Origin of the sequence: Roseibium sp. MMSF_3412 (genome assembly GCF_030733265.1) — a bacterium.
Classification (GTDB): domain Bacteria; phylum Pseudomonadota; class Alphaproteobacteria; order Rhizobiales; family Stappiaceae; genus Roseibium.
Map to the genome: position 1 here is coordinate 22,116 of NZ_JASHJI010000008.1, position 21,516 is coordinate 43,631.

The following is a 21,516-nucleotide window of genomic DNA, read 5'->3' on the forward strand; positions in this document are numbered from 1 at the left end:
GTGTCAGTCTTCATTGCGCGGCGTACAGAACCGCCGGTCTTCCTTCTCGAGGATGAAGTCGGTGACCGTTTTTACGAGCGGCTGGTCCTGCGTATCGGCTGCAAGAGCCTCGGCCCTGCTGCGCAACGTTCCTTCTTCGCTCTCGAACAGGGCACGATAGGCTGCCCTGAGCGCGTGGATCTGCTCACGCGGGAGGCCCTTGCGCTTCAAACCGATCAGGTTGAGACCAGCAAGGCGCGCCCTGTCGCCGATAACGGACCCATAGGGGATAACGTCAAACTCGACGCCGGTCATGCCGCCGACGATTGCCCCGGTCCCGATACGCGACCACTGCCGGATCGCACTGAGCCCGCCCAGTATAACGAAGTTCGCAAGTTCAACGTGGCCTGCCAGCGTCGCATTGTTTGCAAGGATGACATTGTTTCCGACAATACAGTCGTGCCCGACATGGGCGCCCATCATGAAAAGTCCGTTGTCGCCAACCTTTGTGACGCCGCCACCGCCTTCGGTGCCGGGGCTCATCGTGACATGTTCCCGAATCTGGTTGTTCGCACCGATCTCGAGACGTGTCACCTCACCGGAGAACTTCAGGTCCTGAGGCTTGTGACCAATACTGGCAAACGGGAAGATATGAGTTCCGGACCCGACGCTTGTGTGCCCGGCGACGACGGCATGCGCCTCGAGAACCACGCCATCAGCGAGTTCAACGTTCGGTCCGACAATCGAATAAGGACCGATACGGGTTCCCTCGCCGATCACGGCCCCGTCTTCAACGATGGCCGTAGGATGAATATCTGTCATTTTCCCTCACGCATCTATCAGCATCGCGCTGACTTCCGCTTCTGCTACTTTCTTTCCGTCCACCTGGGCGACGGCGTCGAACTTCCAGATATTGGCGCGCTGCTTGATCTTCTTGACGTGAAAATGAACCTGATCGCCAGGTTCAACCGGCTTGCGGAACTTCGCCTTGTCAATGGTCATGAAATAAACAAGTTGCGGCGGTGCGTCATCTCCACGCGCGTGAACGCAAAGTGCACCTGCCGTCTGCGCCATCGCCTCAATGAGCAGAACACCGGGGAAAACCGGCCGTTCGGGAAAGTGACCGGTAAAATGGGGTTCGTTGATCGTGACGTTCTTGATCCCGATACAGCTGTTATCGCCATCCATCTCGATGATCTTGTCGATAAGCAGGAAAGGATACCTGTGCGGCAGAAGCTTCATGATTTTCATGATGTCTGCGCTGGCAAGTGTCTTTTTTTCTTCGTCTTCCATGAGTGCCCCTCGGCGGATTAACTCCGAAACATTCAATACATCGCGGTTTACGGCTCGTTGCCGCGTTCTGCAAGCTTTCTGACGGCGGCGACTTCCCTGAACCACTGTTTCACTGGTTTTGCAGGCGTTCCGCCATAGCGCCCGCCCGGAGCCAGGTCTTCGCTGACCACGCTCACGGCTGCAATCTGGGCTCCCATTCCAATGGTCACGTGGCCGCGCACGCCCGTCTGGCCACCGATCGCCACGAAGTCTTCCAGCGTACAGCTGCCGGAAAGGCCGACCTGAGAAACCAGAACGCAGTGCCGCCCGACAACCACGTTGTGGCCAATCTGCACCTGGTTGTCGATCTTCGTGCCTTCCCCGATCACCGTGTCCCGGTTTGCCCCACGGTCGATCGTCGTATTGGCACCGATTTCAACATCGTCCTGCACAATGACCCGTCCCACCTGGGGTACCTTCAAATGCCCCTGCGGTCCCATTGCATACCCGAACCCGTCCTGGCCGCAGCAGACGCCAGGATGAAGCGTGACGCGGTTTCCAAGAACGGAATGCTGGACAGTGCAATTGGGTCCGACGACACAGTCGCGGCCGATTTTCACGCCGAAGCCGATAACCGCATTCGACCGAATAACCGATCCGGATCCAATATCGGCTCCAGCTCCCACGACGGCGCCCGCCTCGATTGTTACGTTGTCTTCAAGCGTTGCCGTCGGATCGACGACCGCCCTTTCGGAGACACCCGAACTTCCAGCTTCTGTTGGAGACATCGCATCGGGAAAAAGCTTTGCAAGAACCTTCGCCCAGGACCGATAAGCGTCCTCGCAGATCAGTACGGCAACATTTTCCGGCACCTTGTCCTTGTGCCGCTTACCGACAAGACAGGCCGCTGCACCCGTTGTCTCCAGTTGCTTCAGATACGCGGTGTTGTCAAAAAAGACCAGAGCACCGGGTCCCGCATCCTCCAGCGGCGCAACATCCGAGATCTCCAGACCGTCTTCGCCGCGATAGATTTCCGCATCCGCCCATTCGGCAACCGTCTTGAGCACAATGGACTGAGGAAATTCGAAGAACCTGGGCTCGGACATAGTTTGATCCTTGTTGCAAGCCAACAAAAAAGGCCGCCGTTTTGACCCGGCGGCCGTTTTCTAACGCAATTGACCGCGATTTAGAAGCGGGTCCCGCCGCTCAATCTGAACAGCTGTGTCTTATCCGAATCTTCCTTCACGAGCGGATACGCGAAGTCAGCGCGGATGGGACCGAACGGCGATCTCCAGCGAACGCCTGCGCCGACCGATGCACGGATCGCCAGATCGTTGGAATCGATCCTGCCACCGTTGTTCTCAACCAGATTGACAAGATCGCTGTCGGCATCCCAGAGCGAACCCGCATCGGCGAACACCGCGCCGCTCAGGCCGAGTTCCTTCGGGATGATCGGGAACGGGAACGTGCCTTCCGCTGTCGCGGCAAAGAAGAACCGGCCGCCAATGGCATCATCCGTCGTCGCATCACGAGGACCGATACCCTGGTTCTCAAAGCCACGGACCAGGTTGCCGCCAAGCATGAACTGCTCGGAGACGCGCAGACGCTCGTCGCCAAGCGCCATGATGTTTCCGCCGCGGATCTGCAGGCTGCCGACCAGACCGTAGTCGGCCAGGATTTCCTTGTAGGCGCGGGCCTGGGCTTCCGTCTTGATGTAGAAGCTGTCGCCGCCAAGACCGGCAAACTGCTGTCCGAAGGAGGCAAAGACACCGTCCGTCGGGTCAAGGTTCCGGTCAAGCGTATTATAGCGCAAATCGTAACCGACCAGCGATGTCAGGTAGGTTCCCAGCGAGTCACAGACCGCAAGCGACAGATTGTTGGTGTTACAATTGTTGATGTTTGTCGACTGGCTGTCGGGATCGGAGTTGTCTTCCTGGAAGATGTTGTAGAACAGACGAAGCGTAAGTTCCTCTTCGCGAAGCGGAAGCGTGAAACCGAAACCGCCGCCGGTTCTTTCCTGATCGAAGGAACGGTAATCGTTCGCGTCGTCCACACGGCGATAGACGTCGACGTCAAAGGCAACCCGGCGTCCCATGAAGAACGGTTCCACGAAGCGGAACTCATAGGACTGCGTATCGGTGCCGCCGCCGATGGAAAGTTTCACGAACTGGCCTCGGCCGAGGAAGTTCTTTTCGGTAAGCGACACATCGCCCACAATACCGTCAACGGTCGAGTATCCGACGCCGAATGAGATTTCTCCGGTCGGCTTTTCTTCCACGCGGACATTCACGACAACACGGTCGGGCGCGCTGCCCTGCTGCGTCGTGATCGACACATTCTCGAAGAATCCGAGATTGCGCAAACGTCTTTCCGCCTTGTCGACGAGCGCCCTGTTGAAAGCATCGCCTTCAACGATATCGAACTCGCGGCGGATCACATATTCACGTGTCCGGTCATTGCCGACGATGTTGATGCGTTCAATGTAGGCGCGCGGACCTTCCTCGATGTAGTAAATCAGGGAGATCGTGTTGTCGTCGTAGTTGCGCGACCCTCTCGGACGCACGCGCGCGAACGCGTATCCTTCTTCTGAAACACGCAGGGTGATTTCTTCGACGGACTGCTCGACCCGCAAGGAATTGAAGGTCTGGCCGCTGCGCGTCCTCACAAGCTTGCGCAGGTCCTCGGGATCGACCTCGGCAATGGTCGAAACCAACTCGACGTCGCCAATCTTGTAACGCTCGCCTTCATCAACCGTGAAGGTGACATAGAAAATGTTCTGTTCGCGGTCCAGGTCAGCGCTCACCGAAACGATCCGGAAGTCCGCATAACCCTTCTGATTGTAGTATCTGCGAAGCAATTCCTCGTCGGCCGCCAGGCGGTCGGGATCGTAGGTGTCCGTGCTGCGCAGGAAACTCAGCAGACCCGTTTCACGTGTCCGGATAACGTCACGCAGCCGGCCGTCGCTGAACGCCTTGTTGCCGATAAAGCTGATGCGCTCGACACCGGTCTTGGCACCCTCATTGATTTCAAAAACCAGATCGACACGATTCTGTCCGCGATCAATGATCTTCGGCTCTACGGAAGCGCCGAAGCGTCCGGACCGGCGGTAGGATTCCAGAATATTCTGAACGTCTGTCTGGACACGTGCTCGCGAAAGCGTTGTCCGGGGCTGAGAACGGACCGCGGTTTCAAGGGCATCATCCTTGATCTTGCGGTTCCCCTCGAACGACACTCTGTTGATGATCGGATTTTCCGAAACCGTGACGATGACCGTATTGCCGCGCGGGGTGATATCAACCGTGGCAAACAGACCTGTCGCATACAGGGCTTTCAGGGATTCATCCACATCGAAGGCGCTGTAGGAGCGGCCTGGAACGATCGTCATGTAGCTGATGACCGTTTCATCCTCGACGCGTGTGTTGCCCTGCACTTGAATGCTTCTGGCAACGGCCGCCTCGGCAACCGAAACGAAGGACATTGGCCCTGCCAGCTGCGGCACGACCGACCCTACCGAAAATACGGCTGCCGCCAAACACACGGCCCGTATAAGTCTCTGCAATCGCTGCATTATTGCGCTATGCCTTTTTTATAGTACCCCATCCAAGAAACTGCGCTCACCCCTGCGGATTCTTGGAACCGACGAACGTTGTATAGGTTTTTACCGATAACGCAACCGCACTTCGCGCCTGAAAGCGATTTAGTCTGAAGACGTTGCGCCAATGTCACGGCTGCTAGGAATCGTTTGATACGAGACGCAAAATATCCCTCCACGTTACGAAGACCATTAGCATTAATACCAAGCCCAATCCGATGCGGAAGCCGACATCCTGCACGCGTTCGCTCAAGGGCTTCCCGCGCAGGGCTTCCGCGGCGAAGAAAACAAGATGACCGCCGTCCAGGATCGGGACAGGAGCCAGATTGATCAGACCGATGCTGACAGACAGAACCGCAGCAAGCGAAATCAGCGGTATCAGGCCATGCTCGGCAACTTTGCCCGAAATCTCGGCAACACGGATCGGACCGCCAAGCTGATCCGCGGACTGACGCTGCGTGATCACACCCCAGATATAACTGACGGTGCCATCCATGATCCGGTAGGTTTCCTTTGCGCCCTCGACCACGGCTCCGACGGGACCGTACTGGATGCTTATGACATTCTCCGGATCGGCACTGCCCCGCAGGCCGATGTCTCCGGCCATCTGGCGCTCGCCAAGAAACACTTCCTTTTCCTTGGCATCAGGCGTAACCGTCAGAGATACAAGATCGTTTCCACGCTCAACCTCGAAAACGAGCGGATTGTTCGCATTCATCAGGACGATCTGGCGCATCTCTCCAAATGTGTGGATGTCCCTGCCGTCGATCTGCTTGACGACATCCCCGGCCACGATACCGCCTCGTTCCGCCGCGCCGCCCGGAAACACTTCCTCGACGACAGGAACAAGTCCCTGCTTGCCGGCAGACATGAACAAAGAAGCAAAAATGACGATCGCAAGGAGAAAGTTCGCAAGCGGGCCAGCAGCGACAATCGCCGCGCGTTGCCAGACAGGCTTTGCGATGAACGCGGTTTTGCGCTCCTCATCGCTCATGTTTGCAATCATTTCGCGGCTTGGAACACTGGCAGCGTTTTCATCACCGGCGAATTTGACGTAGCCGCCGAGCGGGATCATGCACAGTTTCCAGCGCGTTCCCTTCTTGTCGTACCAGCCGAAGATTTCGCGTCCGAACCCGACAGCGAACGCGTCCACCTTCACGTTGCACCAGCGCGCGACCGCGAAGTGCCCGAGTTCATGGAAAAACACCACGATCGTCAGGACAAACAGGAAGGGAATGATCGTTCCGACAACGAGGGAATAAGCAGATACTAAGAGATCCATTCAGGGGTCCGATCTAAACGCAACGAGGCACTTATTGCATCACATTATTAATAAGAGAATTACGGCGCGTTAATGGTAAGACACTTTTTTCCAGCAGCATCAATGCCATGACGTCCGGCTCTCGACCCATTCTAAGGTCTTTTGCCGCGCTTCGGAATCCAGTGCGAGGACGTCTTCAACACTTTTTGAAGGCTTTAGCGAATCCGAAGCGGATAAACGTTCCAAAACGGCATCGATCGCGGCCGGTATGTCCAGAAAGCCGATACGCCCGCCAAGAAATGCATCGACGGCGACCTCGTCCGCCGCATTGAGCGCCGCCGGAGCCGCCCCGCCCGTTTCCAGCGCATTGAGGGCAATTCCGAGACAGGGAAAGCGCTCCGTGTCGGGAGCTTCGAATGTCATGGTACCCAATTCCGCGAGGTTCAGGCGCTTGACCGGCACAGGCATGCGTCTTGGAAACGACAGGCAATGCGCGATCGGTGTACGCATGTCCGGGCTTCCGAGCTGAGCCAGAAGCGAACCATCCTTGTATTGCACAAGTCCGTGGATCGTGGACTGCGGATGGACCAGAACATCCAGCTGATCATTCGAAACAGGGAAAAGGTGTGATGCTTCAATGACCTCCAGGCCTTTGTTCATCATGGTTGCACTGTCGATCGTAATCCGGGCACCCATGTCCCAGTTGGGGTGCTTGAGGGCTTGCTTCGGCGTGACCGCTTTCATCTTTTCGATGGGCCAGGTCCTGAAGGGTCCACCTGAAGCGGTCAGGATGACCTTCTCGATCTGGTCCGCCTGGTCTTTCTCGAAAACCTGAAAGATCGCATTGTGTTCGCTGTCGACAGGCAGCAGCTCGGCCCCGGACGTCCTGATCCGGTCGACGAAAAGGTCGCCCGCGCATACAAGGCACTCCTTGTTGGCGAGTGCAATACGGCGTCCCGGTCTGATGGCTCTGAATGTGGGCAAAAGACCGGCGGCACCGACGATCGCACCGACAACAAGATCGGCCTCCATATCAACGGCTTCGTCAAGCGCGCCCGGTCCGCTTGCAGCGGTGATGCCTGTTCCCTTCAAGCGTTCTGCAAGCGCTTGGTGGTTCTTGTCTTCCGCCAAAACCGCTGTCGATGCGTTGAGTTTGATGGCCATGTCGGCCAGTGCGTCCGCGTTGCGGTTGGCGACAAGCGCAACGACATCAAAACGATCGGGATTTCTTTCAAGCAGATCGGCAAGGCTTTGACCGATGGACCCCGTCGCTCCGAGAACGGTTATTCTGGTCGGGCCATGCCCGACGTCTGTTTCGGCTTCGGCCGGCAACGAACTCTCCCCACGTTTAACCAAGTCCAAGGCCCGCAATCGGATCCGAAAGTGGCCCGCCGAGAACAACGCCGGCCAGCACGGCAAATATGGCCGCGGCAACAAGTCCGTCGATCCTGTCCATAATGCCGCCGTGGCCGGGTATCAATCGACTGGAGTCCTTCACGTTGAAGCGTCGCTTGATCGCTGACTCGAGCAAATCGCCCGCCTGGGACACCACGGAGAGCACCACTGCGATCACCGCCCAGCCAAACAGCCCCTGCGCATTTGCAAGTGCAGCCACACCTGTTCCAAAAACGGTCGCAAAGATCAGTCCGCCGAGCGCGCCTGACCAGGTCTTCTTTGGAGACACGCGTTCCCAAAGTTTCGGTCCGCCGAGCGCCCTTCCGGTGAAATACGCAAAGATATCGGTCGCCCAGACGACGAACATCAGGAAAAAGGCAAATAGCAATCCATCGCTCCCCGCACGGATTGCAAGCAGCGAAAACAGCGACAGACCGCTAAACAGGACACCTTCCGCACCCCATCGGCCAGTCTGGCCGCCGCCGGCGCAGAGAAACACCGATGCCGCACCCGCAACCAGCACGAGAAGCGAGATCTCGGGCATTCCGATCACCTGCAACACGGTCATCGCGGGAAGTGTTGCAACACTCAAACCCGTCGGAAGGTGTGCCTCGCGCGTCCCGGTAATCGTCATCCACTCCCACAGGAACAGGATGGCGGCCACAAGCACCAGGAGCGCAAAGACAAGGCCGCCCCAGAAAGTGATCAGCAGCACCAGAGGCCCCAGGATGACGGCGGAAATGAGCCGCAGCCGCAAGTCGGACATTTTTCGCGGGTTTGGTCCGGTCTCTTCCATCACGGACGCCGCACATCAGAGCGCTTTGGCATCGACACCGCCATAGCGCCGCTCACGATTGCAAAAGCAGTCAAGGGCTTGGTCGAGCGCGGCCTCGTCAAAATCAGGCCAGTTGAGGTCGCAGAAATAAAACTCGGAATAGGCTGCTTGCCAGAGGAGAAAATTGGAAAGACGAATTTCACCGCTTGTGCGGATGATGAGATCCGGATCCGGCAAGCCGCCCGTGTCCAGATTTTGCGAGAGCGTGTCTTCTGAAATGTCCTCGACGCTCAATTCACCGTCTTTCACACGCTGTGCAATGTGTTGCGTGGCCCGGACAATTTCATCACGTGCGCCGTAATTGAACGCGACAACGAGATCCAGACCGGTGTTCTTGCGTGTTAGGTCCTCGGCCTCCTCCAGCAGGGCCAGTATTCCCGGTTCCAGATCGCTGCGTCCACCGATCACGCGAATTCGGACATTCGCCTCGTGCAGTTCACTGAGATCCCGTTGAACAAAACGTTTCAGCAATCCCATCAGGAATGAAACTTCTGTTGCCGGACGGTTCCAGTTTTCAGATGAGAAACTGTAGATGGTGACAACCCTGATGCCGACTTTGCCCGCATGCCGGATGGTCTTCCTGAGAGCTTCAAGGCCCTGACGATGTCCCTCGGTCCGCGGCAGGCCGCGCGACGTCGCCCAACGTCCGTTGCCGTCCATGATAAAGGCGACATGTTCGGGCATCGTTCTGATCGGGCAGCTTTCTGCCGGAGCTTGCGGGTTCGGGCTGACGCTCATGGGCTCCCCCTGCTCACAGGTCCAATCACCGCTCAGACCTGTGAAATTTCCTGTTCTTTTCTTTCCAGCATGCCGTCGACCTCACCGATCATCTGATCGGTCAGTTTCTGGACTTCGTCGGATGCGGCCCTGCTGTCATCCTGGGAGATTTCGCCGTCTTTTTCTGCCTTCTTGGCATCGTCCATGCCGTCCCGGCGAACATGTCTGATCGCGACTTTCGCCTGTTCGGCGTATTTGTGGGCGACCTTGATGAGCTCCTGGCGGCGCTCCTGATTGAGTTCGGGAATGGGAAGGCGGAGCAACTGACCGTCGACAACCGGGTTCAATCCAAGGTTCGATTCCCTGATTGCCTTTTCGACTGCGGCGACCATGCTCTTGTCCCACACCTGAACCGCAACCATGCGCGGCTCGGGAACGGACACTGTGGCCACCTGGTTGATCGGCATGGCCTGGCCATAGGCATCGACGGAAACTGGATCCAGCATGGACGCTGACGCACGGCCTGTGCGAAGGCCGGCAAAATCGGTTTTCAGCACCGAGAGAGCACCTTGCATCCGGCGCTTCAAATCGTCCAGATCGACACCTTCTACCGACATTTTGTCCTCACTGTTGTTTTATGCGTGGCTAAATGGAGTCTCAGCGCGCGCCAACATGGCACAAACGCGCTGAAACACAAGAGCATGAAGAAAAGATCAGGCTGAAAAGTGTCAGTCACCCACGACTGTGTAAGTGCCCGTTTCCTGAAGCACGCTTACAAGAGCGCCGGGTGTATGAATTGAAAAAACGATGACCGGGATAGAGTTGTCGCGCGCCAGAGCAATCGCCGTTGTGTCCATCACTTTCAGATTACGTGTGATGACCTCTTCATAGCCCAGTGTCACATACCGCTCGGCGTCCGGGTTCTCCTTGGGATCATCCGAGTAGACACCATCCACTTGTGTCCCTTTCAGAAAAGCGTCGCATTTCATCTCTGCCGCACGCAGCGCTGCCCCGCTATCGGTCGTGAAGAAAGGGTTGCCGGTCCCGCCGGCAAAAATGATCACGTCGCCGTCTTCCATGTAACGGTCGGCAACGCGTTGCGAGAACGTCTCGCAGATCGAGGGAACAGCGACGGCCGACAGGACGCGTGCATTGACCTTCAGGCGCCTCAGGGCGTCTGCAAGGGTCAGGCTGTTCATGATGGTGGCAAGCATGCCCATATGGTCGCCCGTGACCCGGTTGCCGCCTTTTGCCGCAACAGCAACACCGCGGAAGATGTTACCGCCGCCGACAACGACGCCGACCTGGGCGCCGAGAGCAACGGCATCGGCGATTTCCTTTGCGATTCTCTGTACAATGGCCGGGTCAATTCCGAAAGCCTGCGATCCCATCAGGGCCTCACCGGAAAGTTTCAGAAGGATCCGTTTCCAACGCAAAGAATTCGTCATGGTTACACCTGGGCTAGAATTGTCTTTCTAAAAAAAAAGCGCCGGTCTTGCCGGCGCTTTCGTGAGCTTATTGCCCGGTGGCTGCCGCCACCTCCGCGGCAAAGTCCTGCTCTTCCTTCTCGATCCCCTCACCTAGGGCAAGGCGGACGAAACCGGTAAGCTTGACTTCGGTCCCGAGTTCTTTCGCGAGCGCCTCAACAGCCTGCTCAACCGTCTGATCCGGATTGATGACAAAGGCCTGTTTGACGAGCGTAACTTCCTCGTAGAATTTGCGCAAACGTCCTTCCACCATCTTTTCGATGATGTTGTCAGGCTTTCCGGATTCGCGCGCCTGCTCTGAGAAAACAGCCTTCTCGCGTTCGACGACCGTCGGGTCCAGCTCTTCGGTGTTCAGAGCAAGAGGGCTTGTCGCTGCAACGTGCATCGCGATCTGACGGCCAAGGCCATCGAGTTTTGCCGTATCTGCAGACGATTCAAGCGCAACCAGCACGCCGATTTTGCCAAGTCCCTCGGCAACCTTGCCGTGGACATAGGTTGAAACGACACCTTCATTGACCGAAAGCAACGCGGAACGACGAAGGGTCATGTTCTCGCCGATGGTTGCAATCGCATCGGTGATCGCGTCGGCAACGGACTTGCCGTCGAGATTGGCAGCAGCCAGTGCTTCCACCGTTCCGTCGGTTGTGGTCGCAACTTTGGCAACCTTGGCAACCAGTTCCTGAAAGCCTTCGTTGCGCGCAACGAAATCGGTCTCGGAGTTCAGCTCGATAACGGCAGCCTTGGTGCCGTCGGTTGCAACACCAACAAGACCTTCAGCGGCAACGCGTCCGGCTTTCTTTGCAGCCTTGGCCAGGCCTTTGGTGCGCAGCCAGTCGACAGCCGCCTCCATGTCACCGCCAGATTCATTCAAAGCGGTCTTGCAGTCCATCATGCCAGCGCCGGATTTCTCACGGAGCTCTTTTACCATCGCAGCGGTAATGCTCATCGATTGCCTCGTGGATGGGGGTTTCAGATAAGACACGGTTTAGCTGATTGCTGCCCGCATCTTTATGACGGAACTGCACCAAAGTGCAGCCCGTCTTGCGAATTCAACATGTATTCCGCCGCGCTGATACGCGGCAGCACCGGATCAGGCTTGCGCCGCAGCCGGCTCACCTTCAGCCGGAGCTTCTTCCGCGGCCGGAGCTTCTTCTGCAGCGGGCGCTGCTTCTGCTGCCGGAGCTTCCTCGGCGGGTGCCGCTTCTTCCGCAGCTTCAACCAAAGCCTCTTCGACAGGCGCTTCTTCCGACGCGCCGAGATCCATGCCGGCAGCACCCTGCGCACGGGAAATCCCGTCGATCGCAGCACGCGCGATCAGATCGCAGTAGAGCGAAATGGCACGGCCTGCATCGTCGTTACCCGGCACCGGATAGGTGATGCCGTCCGGATTGGAGTTGGAATCGAGGATCGCAGCCACCGGAATACCAAGACGGCGTGCTTCCTGGATTGCGATTGCCTCGCGGTTGGTGTCGACCACGAAGATAAGATCCGGGATACCGCCCATGTCCTTGATACCGCCCAGGTTCCGCTCGAGCTTTTCACGCTCGCGGTCCATGAACAGGCGCTCTTTCTTCGTCAGGGCGTTGGCCGCATCCGAAGACAGCGTTTCTTCCAGCTTGCGAAGACGCTGGATGGACTGGGAAATGGTTTTCCAGTTGGTCAGCATGCCGCCGAGCCAGCGGGCGTTGACGAAATACTGCGCGGAGTTGCGCGCAGAAGACGCAACAGCTTCCTGGGCCTGACGCTTGGTTCCGACGATCAGAACGCGGCCACCGCCGGCAACCGTGTCGGAAACAGCCTTCAGTGCCTGGTGCAAAAGCGGCACCGTCTGCGACAGATCCATGATGTGAACATCGTTGCGTACACCAAAGATGTACTGACCCATGCGCGGGTTCCAACGGTGTTTCTGGTGACCAAAGTGAACGCCGGCTTCGAGCAGCTGACGCATGGTGAAATCGGGCAAAGCCATGGCCCTTAATCTCCTGAGTTTTCCGGTTTAACCTCCGCAAGAGGAGTTTGGGCCGGAGGAAGTCTCCTGTCGGCCACCGGATGGACCCCGATAAGCTCAGGTTCCGCCCCTTGCGTGTGGAATGCGCGCCTTATAGTTGGCAGCGAAATTTATTTCAAGACCAAAACAGGCATTTCTTTCCAACTTTCGGGCGATCTTGGCAGGTGTCTGGAGGCGGACGGGTTTTGGTCGGGCACAAGCCGGATTGCCGTTTGAACGGATGGCTTCCGCCACAGGGCTTCACAGCCCCGGGGCATCTTTGGAAAACCTGATGAAATCGCAGAATGAAATGGCGCTAGTCCAGGCTGCCGCCCTGCGCTGACCCGACGGACCAATGATCGGGATTCACGCGCACGAAAATCTGGGCCCTCTGGCGCTCAGTGACTTCGGCATTTTCAGCCGAATCCTCGACGCTGCGCAATGCAAGCGCGAGCGATCCCACCTGTTGTGCCTGGACCACCACTTCGGACTGGAACAGTGTCAGTTCGAGTGTCGCGGTCCTGTTGGGCGGCAGGTTTTTTTCGTCCTGTTCTCCGGCCGTGGTGCTGTCGATCGCAAGAACACGAATATTCTCCAGGATCGTCTCGCTTGTCACACCGACGCCTTCGAGTTCTCGCGTCAGAATCAGATCGACCTTGTCCCCCGGCAGAATGAAACCGCCCGCCGAGGTTTCCTGTCCGACAAGGACCGCGATGGCACGCTTTCCCTTTGGCAACATGGTGGCCATGTATCCCTTGTCGGTCTGGATCAGCCGCTCGCCGCGGATGGGTTCACCAGAAAAAATTGCGGTCCTGGCAATGCTGCCGATAACATCCTGGCTCGCCTCCGCACCCTTTACCTTTGTCATGACTCCCGCTGGAACAGCATTCTTCGGCCATTCAACCCAGGCGAAGTCCTGGTCCGAGATCTTGCCGCCCTGGGGAATATCCTTCGCGGCAACGAGCACCTTGGCGTGCTCGACCGGCGGGGGTGGCGGCGGCGCCGCCACAGCCACTTCGGTATCCTTGACGAAATGAAACGCCTGATAGCCTGCGCCAAGGGATACAAGTAGTACAAATATCCTAGCGAGTTTCGTCCACAATTTGCATAGTCCCGGCACAGTTCATGATTATTGGAACCAAGAATACATGGAAAAACCGCAGATCATAAGCAATTACGAAGGAAAAATCCCAGTACTATTAACAGTCTGCGAAGATATTTTGTCACGTTCAAAACATTAAGAAATCAAATCACAAATTTTCTTAAAGTTTTCTGCTTTTTGTTTCAAATTTGCTTAGTCGCCTTAAGAACCAGCGGCGTGGCTGTGCGCGCCTTGAAGCCGACGAATGCCGGCGCCAGGGCGCACAGTTCCGTCCGGCGCAAAACACACCCTCAGGATCGAAACGCGCTGGACGTCAGGCCATCTGCACGTCCGTCACGCCAGGCACTGCCTTGAGCGCGCCTGCGATTTCAGGCGACAGCCTGAACCGGCCCGGCAGCTTCACTTCAACCTCACGCGAGCCGTTTTCAAGAAGCACGATCACCGTCACGTCCCCCTCACCTCTGACGGTAAGCTGTCGTGCCAGGCTCTGTATCGGGCGTTCGTCGCGCACGAAGACGCGCATGCTTTTCTGCAGACGCGCAGCAACCTTGTCGATCGGATCAACCTGTTCGACCCGCAAAGACGGCTCCTCGTCCCTCATGTCGGCGCCGACGAGAACGACGACCGAGCGTCCAGGCTGCAACACGTCCCGGAACTGTTCGAGCTTTTCACGAAACAACAGGGCCTCGTACTGGCCGCTCGCATCGGAGAGACGCGCAATCCCCATTCTTGTCCCGGTGCGCGTCTTGCGCTCCTGAAGCGAAATCACCGTACCTGCGAGCCTTCCGTGAGACGCCCCCTGCTTGACTGCATCTGCAAACTGCGTCCAGGGCTGCGCCCGCATCTTGTCCAGCACCTTTGCATATTCGTCGATCGGGTGCGCTGACAGATAAAATCCGATCGCTGCATGTTCGCGCTGAAGCTTCTCGTCATTCGTCCAACTGAGCACCTCGTCGAGCTGCAACGGCTCTTCACTGTCGCTGCCGCCGAACAGTTCGTCCTGTCCGAGCGTCCGGTTCTCCTCGGTTCGTTGGGCCAGTCCCATGATACGGTCGATCCCCTCGAACACGCGTGCACGGTCCGGTTCGAGTTCGTCGAACGCGCCGGCGGCAACAAGGTTTTCCAGTGTCCGCTTGTTGAGGAATTTCGGCGAGATCCGGCGCGCGAAATCGCCAAGACTTTTGAACGGTGTATCTCCCCGCGCCTCGACGATATGTTCCACGGCCTGTTCACCGACGCCCTTGATCGCGCCCATCGCATACAGGATCTTTCCGTCCGAAACATCAAAAACCACACCGCTGCGGTTGATCGACGGCGGCACGATGTCAATCTTCATGCGCCGCGCTTCCTGACGGAAATCACCCAGCTTGTCGGTGTTGCCGAGATCAAGCGTCATCGAAGCAGCCATGAACTCGACCGGATGGTTCGCCTTGAGCCAAGCCGTGTGATAGGAAACCAGCGCGTAGGCAGCCGCGTGCGATTTGTTGAAGCCGTAATTCGCGAATTTGGCCACAAGATCGAAAATCGTCCCCGCCTGTGCCTTGTTGATGCCGCGCTCAACCGCACCATCCACGAAACGCGCCCGTTGCACTTCCATTTCAGCCGCGATTTTCTTGCCCATCGCGCGCCGCAGCAAATCGGCCTCGCCGAGCGAATACCCGGACAGGACCTGCGCGATCTGCATGACCTGTTCCTGGTAGACGATGATCCCGTTCGTCTCCATCAGGATCGGTTCGAGCAGCGGATGCAGGCAGTCCGGGTCCTGTTCGCCGTGTTTGACGGCGTTATAGACAGGGATGTTCTCCATCGGGCCGGGACGGTAGAGCGCAACAAGCGCAATGATGTCTTCGAAGCGGTCCGGCTTCATGCCCGCAATTGCCCGGCGCATGCCCTGGCTTTCCAGCTGGAACACACCGAATGTTTCACCACGTGCAAGCAACTCGTAGGTCCCGGTGTCGTCGATCGGGAGCCCGGCAACATCGACGGTCACACCGCGCCGTTCGATCAATGCAACGGCCGTATCGATCACCGTCAGTGTTTTCAGGCCCAGAAAGTCGAACTTCACCAGTCCGGCATCCTCGACCATCTTCATGTTGAACTGCGCGACCGGCATGTCGGAACGCGGATCGCGATAAAGCGGGACCAGTTGTTCGAGCGGCCGGTCGCCGATCACGACCCCGGCTGCGTGTGTCGATGCGTGCCTGTAAAGCCCCTCAAGCTTCTGGGCCATGGAGAGCAGTCTTTCGACGATCTCCTCTTCCCGTGCCGCCTCGCTCAACCGTGGTTCGTCGGCAATCGCCTGCGCAAGCGTCACGGGATTGGCCGGGTTCGCCGGGACCAGCTTGCAGAGCCGGTCAACCTGTCCGTAGGGCATCTGGAGAACACGGCCAACGTCTCTCAGGACGGCGCGCGCCTGCAGCGATCCGAAGGTGATGATCTGCGCAACCTGCTGACGCCCGTACTTTTCCTGAACATAGCGAATGACTTCTTCGCGCCTGCTCTGGCAGAAATCGATGTCAAAGTCAGGCATCGAGACGCGCTCGGGATTGAGAAAGCGCTCGAAAAGCAGCGAGAAACGCATCGGATCGAGGTCGGTAATGGTCAGCGACCATGCAACGAGCGAACCGGCACCGGAGCCACGGCCCGGCCCCACCGGAATGTCCTTCGCCTTCGCCCATTTGATGAAATCGGCAACAATCAGGAAGTATCCCGGAAACTTCATGCGTTCGATAATGCCGGTTTCGTAATCGAGACGCTCCCAGTAGTCCTTCTCTTCCAGCCCCGGAGCCAGGCCATGCTCGTCGAGGCGCGCGCGCAGCCCTTCCCGGGCCTGGCGTTTGAGCTCGTCCGCCTCGGCCTGTTCGGCACTTTCCGGATCCGCATCCGCACCGGCGAAACGCGGCAGGATCGGCGCGCGGCGCTCCGGCCTGAAACTGCACCGCTGTGCGATTTCAATGGTTGCGGAGAGCGCCTCGGGCAAATCGGAAAAAAGGGCGCACATCTCCGCGCGGCTCTTGAAATAATGTTCCGGTGTCAGGCGTCTGCGGTCTTCTTCGATGAGAACGCGGCCCTCTGATATACAGATCAGCGCATCATGCGCCTCATAGTCTTCGCGTTTCGCAAAGAAAGCCTCGTTCGTCGCGACCACCGGCAGGCCGTATTCATAGGCAAGATCCAGGAACGCGTCTTCCGTTTTGCGCTGTTCTTCCAGCCCATGCCGTTGCAATTCAACATAGCAGCGGGCCGGAAACGCATTTGCAAGCATCTCAAGCCGGGTTCGTGCGATCTGTTTCTGTCCGTGCAAAAGTGCCGCGCCGACCGGGCCGAGGTGCCCGCCAGTGAGAACAATCAGGTCCTGCGATTTTGAAAAAAGATACTCGGCAGTAACGTGTGGCTTCAGTCCGGTCTCGGTATCGAGGAACGCCCGCGAGGTCAGTTCCATCAGATTTCCGTAACCCGCTTCCGTCATCGCAATCAGAACGACGTCGGCAAGGGGCAACTCCCCCCGGCGCGCGCCTTCAAGCCCGTCGTCGAAGAAGATGGAAAGCTGACAAGCCGTGATTGGCTGAATGCCTGTGCCCCACGCTTTCGCGGAAAACTCCTGGGCACCGAAAAGGTTGTTTGTGTCCGCAATGGCGAGAGCTGGCTGGTTATCGTCCTTCGCCAGTTCAAGAAGTTTCTTGATCGGCAGGGCACCCTCGAGAAGTGACAGCGCGGAGTGTACCCTCAGATGTACGTAACCGGGGCCGTCCGAGCCGGAACCGTGCGCCCCTGACGCGTTTTCAGACTGTTGGTTTCGACCTTCTGTCGCGGACATGCCGAGGCTCTTTTCTGCTGCTGGAATCAGAGCCTAGTCAATCGTGTCTTTCTGCTGCTGTCGAGACGCTGTCCGAGTTGTGCCCGTTCTTCTTCGCCGGCACATCGCTCATACCTGGAACCCGAGGCAGACCCCTTTTGTGCAGCGCCTGAAACAGGGTCGGTCAGAGTGTCATCTGAGAGGATCAGGCAGCGGTGAAAAGGACATCGCCCCAGACGGCGAGCGTTGTGCAGAAGCAGACCAGGGAAGCAAAAGCTGCAAAATCACGAGCGATATGGATCATAACGTCCTCCAATGCCTTACTCTTGAATGAAGGGACTATGTTCCATTTTTGTTCCCATTGCAAGCTCTTTTTGTTCACGCCCTTCGCCATCGGTGTGCCACATTTTTAAACAGCATGTATTTGATTTGTTCTAAGGGCTGCAAACACGGCAGAACAGCGCACCCGAGACTGTCAGCTAATCGCCTTGAGCTCTTTCACCAGCCCGTCTTCGAGCGTGATCGCCCGGTCCATGCGCCCTGCAAGTTCAAGGTTGTGCGTCGCGAACAGCGTCGCCACCCCCGAGGCACGAACCAGTGCCGAAAGCGCCTCGAACACGTAATTCGCCGTGTTGGGATCAAGGTTGCCCGTCGGTTCGTCGAGCAACAGGATCCGCGGGGCATTCGCAACCGCCCTTGCCACCGCGACACGCTGCTGCTCTCCACCGGAAAGTTCCGACGGTCTGTGACTCCCCCGGTCACCGAGCCGCAGATAGGCCAGCAGTTCATCGGCCCGTTCAGCTGCAACGCTTTTTGCAAGTCCGCGGATCATTTGCGGCATCATGACATTCTCCTGCGCGGTGAATTCCGGCAGGAGATGATGAAACTGGTAGACAAAACCTATGTCGTTTCGCCTGATCGCAGTTCGCTCGTCGTCGGACAGGTCCGAGCAGTTGACCGGTCCGAGAAACACATCGCCCTCATCGGGACGCTCCAGCAGGCCTGCAAGATGAAGCAGCGTCGACTTTCCCGTACCGGAGGGCGCTACAAGGGCGACCATTTCGCCCGCTTCAATCCTGAGGTTGGCCCCTTTGAGGATATGCAGCTTTTTCTCGCCTTCGTCAAAGCTTCTGACGATGCCTGAGAGTTCCAGAGCCGCAGGCGCGTCATTGGAACCCGGTTCCCTGTTCACGGCCATGTCCATGTCGCTGTCCTCACTCATATCTGAGCGCTTCAACAGGATCGAGACGGGCCGCGCGCCACGCCGGATAAAGCGTCGCAAGCAGCGACAGGGCAAGCGCCATCAGCAGCACGGTGATCGTTTCACCGCTGTCTATCTCCGCCGGAAGCTTTGACAGGAAATAGAGGGTCGGGTCGAAGAGCTGTGTCGACGTGAGCCATGAAACGAACTGCCGGATGCTTTCGATGTTGAGGCAGACGATCAGCCCCAGGAAAAAACCGGCAATCGTGCCGACACAACCGATACTCGCGCCCGTGATCAGGAAAATCCTCATGATGGCGCCTCTGGTTGCACCCATGGTGCGCAGGATGGCGATATCCCTGCCCTTGTCTTTCACCAGCATGATCAGGCCGGAGATGATATTCAGCGCGGCAACGAGAACGATCAGCGTCAGAATGATGAACATCACGTTGCGTTCCACCTCAAGCGCAGAGAAAAATGTCGCGTTTCGCTGTGTCCAGTCCGTAACCAATGTGGGCCGCGCCGCGCCCTCCTCAAGGGCGTTGCGCATCACGCCGACATTGTCCGGATCAACAACATAGATCTCGATCCCGGTCGCGCGGTCCCCCATGTTGAAATAGGCCTGCGCCTCTTCGAGCGGCATGAACAGGAAGGTCGCATCGTATTCGCTCATGCCGATCTCGAAAATGGCCGAGACCGGATACGCCTTGACGCGCGGCGTGACCCCCATAGGCGTAACGCTGCCCCTGGGCGAAATGATCGTGATGTTGTCCCCGACGGTGAGACCGAGCTGTTGCGCCATCCGGGTGCCGATGACGACCCCCTCACCGGCATCGAATCCGTCGATTGTCCCGGGGCTGATATTGTCCGCAACAAGCGGCATCCGGCGCAGATCGCTTTCGTAAACACCACGAACCAGAGCACCAAGATTGCCGGCAGGGCCGGACACCAGGGCCTGTCCTTCGATGAACGGAAACGCGGCAACGACGTCGGGAACGCCCTCCAACCGCTCCGAAACCGCATCGTAATCGTTCAGAGGCATGTCGATCGGCTGCACAAGCATGTGGCCGTTGATGCCGAGGATCTTGTCAAGAAGTTCAGACCGGAACCCGTTCATCACGGCCATGACGATAATCAGCGTGGCAACGCCGAGCATGATCCCCGCGAACGAAAAGCCGGCGATCACGGAAATGAATGTCTCGCGACGTCTTGACCGCAAGTAACGGCCCGCGATCATCCATTCGAAGGTGGAAAAAGGCCGGGTCGGAGTTGCAGCCGTCTGGCTTTCGCCAACATCCGCCATGTCTGCTGTCGTCATGTTTCATCCACTTCAGCAATGCCCAACCGGCCGCGAAAGCCGCAGCCGAATCCCCATTCAAAGGATCACCGCACCGGCTCAGTCCGTCAATGCCGACGTCAGCTTGTTGAGAGCGGCTTCCGGGGTCATCATTTCCTTTTCCCCAGTTGAGCGTTCCTTGACTTCCAGAAGCCCGTCCTTGAGCCCCCTCGGCCCCGCAACCACGTGGTAGGGCAGACCGATCAGATCCATCGTTGCGAATTTTGCACCCGCACGCGTATCGGTGTCGTCGTAAAGAACTTCCAGGCCGGCAGCCTCGAGTTTGGCATAAAGGTCTTCAGACACGGTATCCGTCAGATCGTCACCCGGCTTCAGATTGACCAGTCCGACATGGAACGGTGCAACGGACTTCGGCCAGATGATTCCGTTGTCGTCATGATTCGCTTCAATCAGAGCGCCAAGAAGGCGGGACACCCCAACTCCGTAGGATCCCATGTGAACAGGCACCTCGGTGCCTTCGGACGTCGCCACCTTCGCGCCCATCGCATCGGAATACTTGGTGCCGAAGTAAAAGATGTGCCCGACTTCAATGCCGCGCGCCGAAACGCGATCAGCTTCGTCGAGCGCCTCAAACGCAACCGCGTCATGCATCTCGTCGGTCGCCGCATAAGGTGTCGTCCACTGCGTCACGATGGGCGTGAGATCGGAAAGGAAATCGGTGCCCTCTTCCGGTATCGCCATCTCGAGCAACGACTTGTCACAATAGACTTCGCTCTCGCCCGTGTCGGCGAGGATGATGAACTCGTGGCTCATGTCGCCGCCGATCGGGCCGGTATCGGCCTTCATGGGGATCGCCTTCAATCCCATGCGATCGAAGGTCCGCAGGTAGGCCACGAACATGCGATTATAGGCATGCCGCGCCGATTCCTTGTCGAGATCGAAGGAATAGGCGTCTTTCATCAGAAACTCACGTCCCCGCATGACCCCGAATCGCGGCCGCACCTCGTCCCGGAACTTCCACTGAATATGGTAGAGATTCAAAGGCAGATCCTTGTAGGAGCGCACATAGCCGCGGAAGATGTCTGTAATCATCTCCTCGTTGGTCGGCCCGAAAAGCATGTCGCGCTCGTGCCGGTCCGTGATGCGCAGCATCTCCTTGCCATACGCGTCATAGCGGCCACTCTCCCGCCACAGATCGGCAGACTGTATCGTCGGCATCAGCAGCTGTATGGCACCCGCGCGCGCCTGCTCTTCCTCGACGATACGCTCGATCTTGCGGAGCACCTTCAAGCCAAGCGGCAGCCAGGAATAGATGCCGGCGGATTGCTGGCGGATCATGCCTGCACGCAGCATCAGGCGGTGCGAGACAATCTCGGCCTCTTTGGGTGTCTCTTTCAGGATCGGCAGAAAGTATCTGGACAGACGCATCAGGTTCTCTCGAATTGGCGGATAGCTCGAATTATGCGCAGTCAAACCGCATGCCGCGCCTAAAAACAAGTCCCTTGGCAGAAGCGCACCCGCTTTTGCAATCTTTGCTTTATCGAATGGACAAATCCGTGGCGGATCCGTCGGTTTGCCACCTTAATTGACCGGCC

Annotated in this window: 17 protein-coding genes; all 17 read right to left on the minus strand. The window is 57.8% G+C overall.

The window, feature by feature from the left end; genetic code table 11:
* Positions 1–3: 3 nt before the first annotated feature.
* The 17 genes from lpxA to proS all read right to left on the minus strand — a co-directional run bounded on the left by lpxA (position 4) and on the right by proS (position 21,349).
* Positions 4–801, minus strand: a complete 798-nt coding sequence (gene lpxA, locus RBB49_RS15235) for an acyl-ACP--UDP-N-acetylglucosamine O-acyltransferase (RefSeq protein WP_306143712.1) — start codon at positions 799–801, stop codon at positions 4–6.
* Between the two features lie 6 nt (positions 802–807).
* The gene (fabZ, locus tag RBB49_RS15240; RefSeq protein ID WP_306143713.1) at positions 808–1,272 is read right to left on the minus strand and encodes a 3-hydroxyacyl-ACP dehydratase FabZ; all 465 of its coding nucleotides are present in this window, start codon (positions 1,270–1,272) and stop codon (positions 808–810) included.
* 47 nt (positions 1,273–1,319) lie between these two features.
* Positions 1,320–2,357 carry a UDP-3-O-(3-hydroxymyristoyl)glucosamine N-acyltransferase gene (gene lpxD / locus RBB49_RS15245; protein WP_306143714.1) on the minus strand — a complete coding sequence of 346 codons (1,038 nt, stop codon included), beginning with the start codon at positions 2,355–2,357 and terminating at the stop codon, positions 1,320–1,322.
* Between the two features lie 80 nt (positions 2,358–2,437).
* Positions 2,438–4,819 (minus strand): outer membrane protein assembly factor BamA, encoded by a 2,382-nt coding sequence (gene bamA, locus RBB49_RS15250; RefSeq protein WP_306143715.1) that lies wholly within the window; start codon positions 4,817–4,819, stop codon positions 2,438–2,440.
* Positions 4,820–4,982: 163 nt separating this feature from the next.
* Entirely contained in the window at positions 4,983–6,125 is a 1,143-nt protein-coding gene (gene rseP, locus RBB49_RS15255) for an RIP metalloprotease RseP (RefSeq protein ID WP_306143716.1), read from the minus strand.
* A 99-nt stretch (positions 6,126–6,224) separates the two neighbouring features.
* Positions 6,225–7,436 carry a 1-deoxy-D-xylulose-5-phosphate reductoisomerase gene (locus RBB49_RS15260; protein WP_306143717.1) on the minus strand — a complete coding sequence of 404 codons (1,212 nt, stop codon included), beginning with the start codon at positions 7,434–7,436 and terminating at the stop codon, positions 6,225–6,227.
* A gap of 16 nt (positions 7,437–7,452) precedes the next feature.
* Positions 7,453–8,265 carry a phosphatidate cytidylyltransferase gene (locus RBB49_RS15265; protein WP_306143718.1) on the minus strand — a complete coding sequence of 271 codons (813 nt, stop codon included), beginning with the start codon at positions 8,263–8,265 and terminating at the stop codon, positions 7,453–7,455.
* Positions 8,266–8,310: 45 nt separating this feature from the next.
* Positions 8,311–9,072: an isoprenyl transferase gene (locus tag RBB49_RS15270; RefSeq protein ID WP_306143719.1), complete on the minus strand. Its 762-nt coding sequence runs from the start codon at positions 9,070–9,072 to the stop codon at positions 8,311–8,313.
* 32 nt (positions 9,073–9,104) lie between these two features.
* Complete coding sequence (gene frr, locus RBB49_RS15275) at positions 9,105–9,668, minus strand: ribosome recycling factor (RefSeq protein WP_306143720.1); 564 nt, start codon at positions 9,666–9,668, stop codon at positions 9,105–9,107.
* Between the two features lie 111 nt (positions 9,669–9,779).
* Positions 9,780–10,499 carry a UMP kinase gene (gene pyrH, locus RBB49_RS15280; RefSeq protein WP_306143721.1) on the minus strand — a complete coding sequence of 240 codons (720 nt, stop codon included), beginning with the start codon at positions 10,497–10,499 and terminating at the stop codon, positions 9,780–9,782.
* A 67-nt stretch (positions 10,500–10,566) separates the two neighbouring features.
* On the minus strand, positions 10,567–11,484 hold the full coding sequence (tsf, locus tag RBB49_RS15285) for a translation elongation factor Ts (protein ID WP_306143722.1): 918 nt from the start codon (positions 11,482–11,484) through the stop codon (positions 10,567–10,569).
* A gap of 144 nt (positions 11,485–11,628) precedes the next feature.
* Positions 11,629–12,507, minus strand: coding sequence for a 30S ribosomal protein S2 (gene rpsB / locus RBB49_RS15290; protein ID WP_306143723.1), 879 nt, complete (start codon positions 12,505–12,507; stop codon positions 11,629–11,631).
* A gap of 334 nt (positions 12,508–12,841) precedes the next feature.
* Positions 12,842–13,645 (minus strand): Flp pilus assembly protein CpaB, encoded by an 804-nt coding sequence (gene cpaB / locus RBB49_RS15295; RefSeq protein ID WP_306143724.1) that lies wholly within the window; start codon positions 13,643–13,645, stop codon positions 12,842–12,844.
* A gap of 295 nt (positions 13,646–13,940) precedes the next feature.
* Complete coding sequence (gene dnaE, locus RBB49_RS15300) at positions 13,941–17,444, minus strand: DNA polymerase III subunit alpha (protein ID WP_306143725.1); 3,504 nt, start codon at positions 17,442–17,444, stop codon at positions 13,941–13,943.
* Between the two features lie 454 nt (positions 17,445–17,898).
* Entirely contained in the window at positions 17,899–18,627 is a 729-nt protein-coding gene (locus RBB49_RS15305; RefSeq protein WP_306143913.1) for an ABC transporter ATP-binding protein, read from the minus strand.
* A 10-nt stretch (positions 18,628–18,637) separates the two neighbouring features.
* Positions 18,638–19,942, minus strand: a complete 1,305-nt coding sequence (locus RBB49_RS15310; RefSeq protein WP_306143726.1) for a lipoprotein-releasing ABC transporter permease subunit — start codon at positions 19,940–19,942, stop codon at positions 18,638–18,640.
* Positions 19,943–20,020: 78 nt separating this feature from the next.
* Positions 20,021–21,349 (minus strand): proline--tRNA ligase, encoded by a 1,329-nt coding sequence (proS, locus tag RBB49_RS15315; protein ID WP_306143727.1) that lies wholly within the window; start codon positions 21,347–21,349, stop codon positions 20,021–20,023.
* Positions 21,350–21,516: the final 167 nt, after the last annotated feature.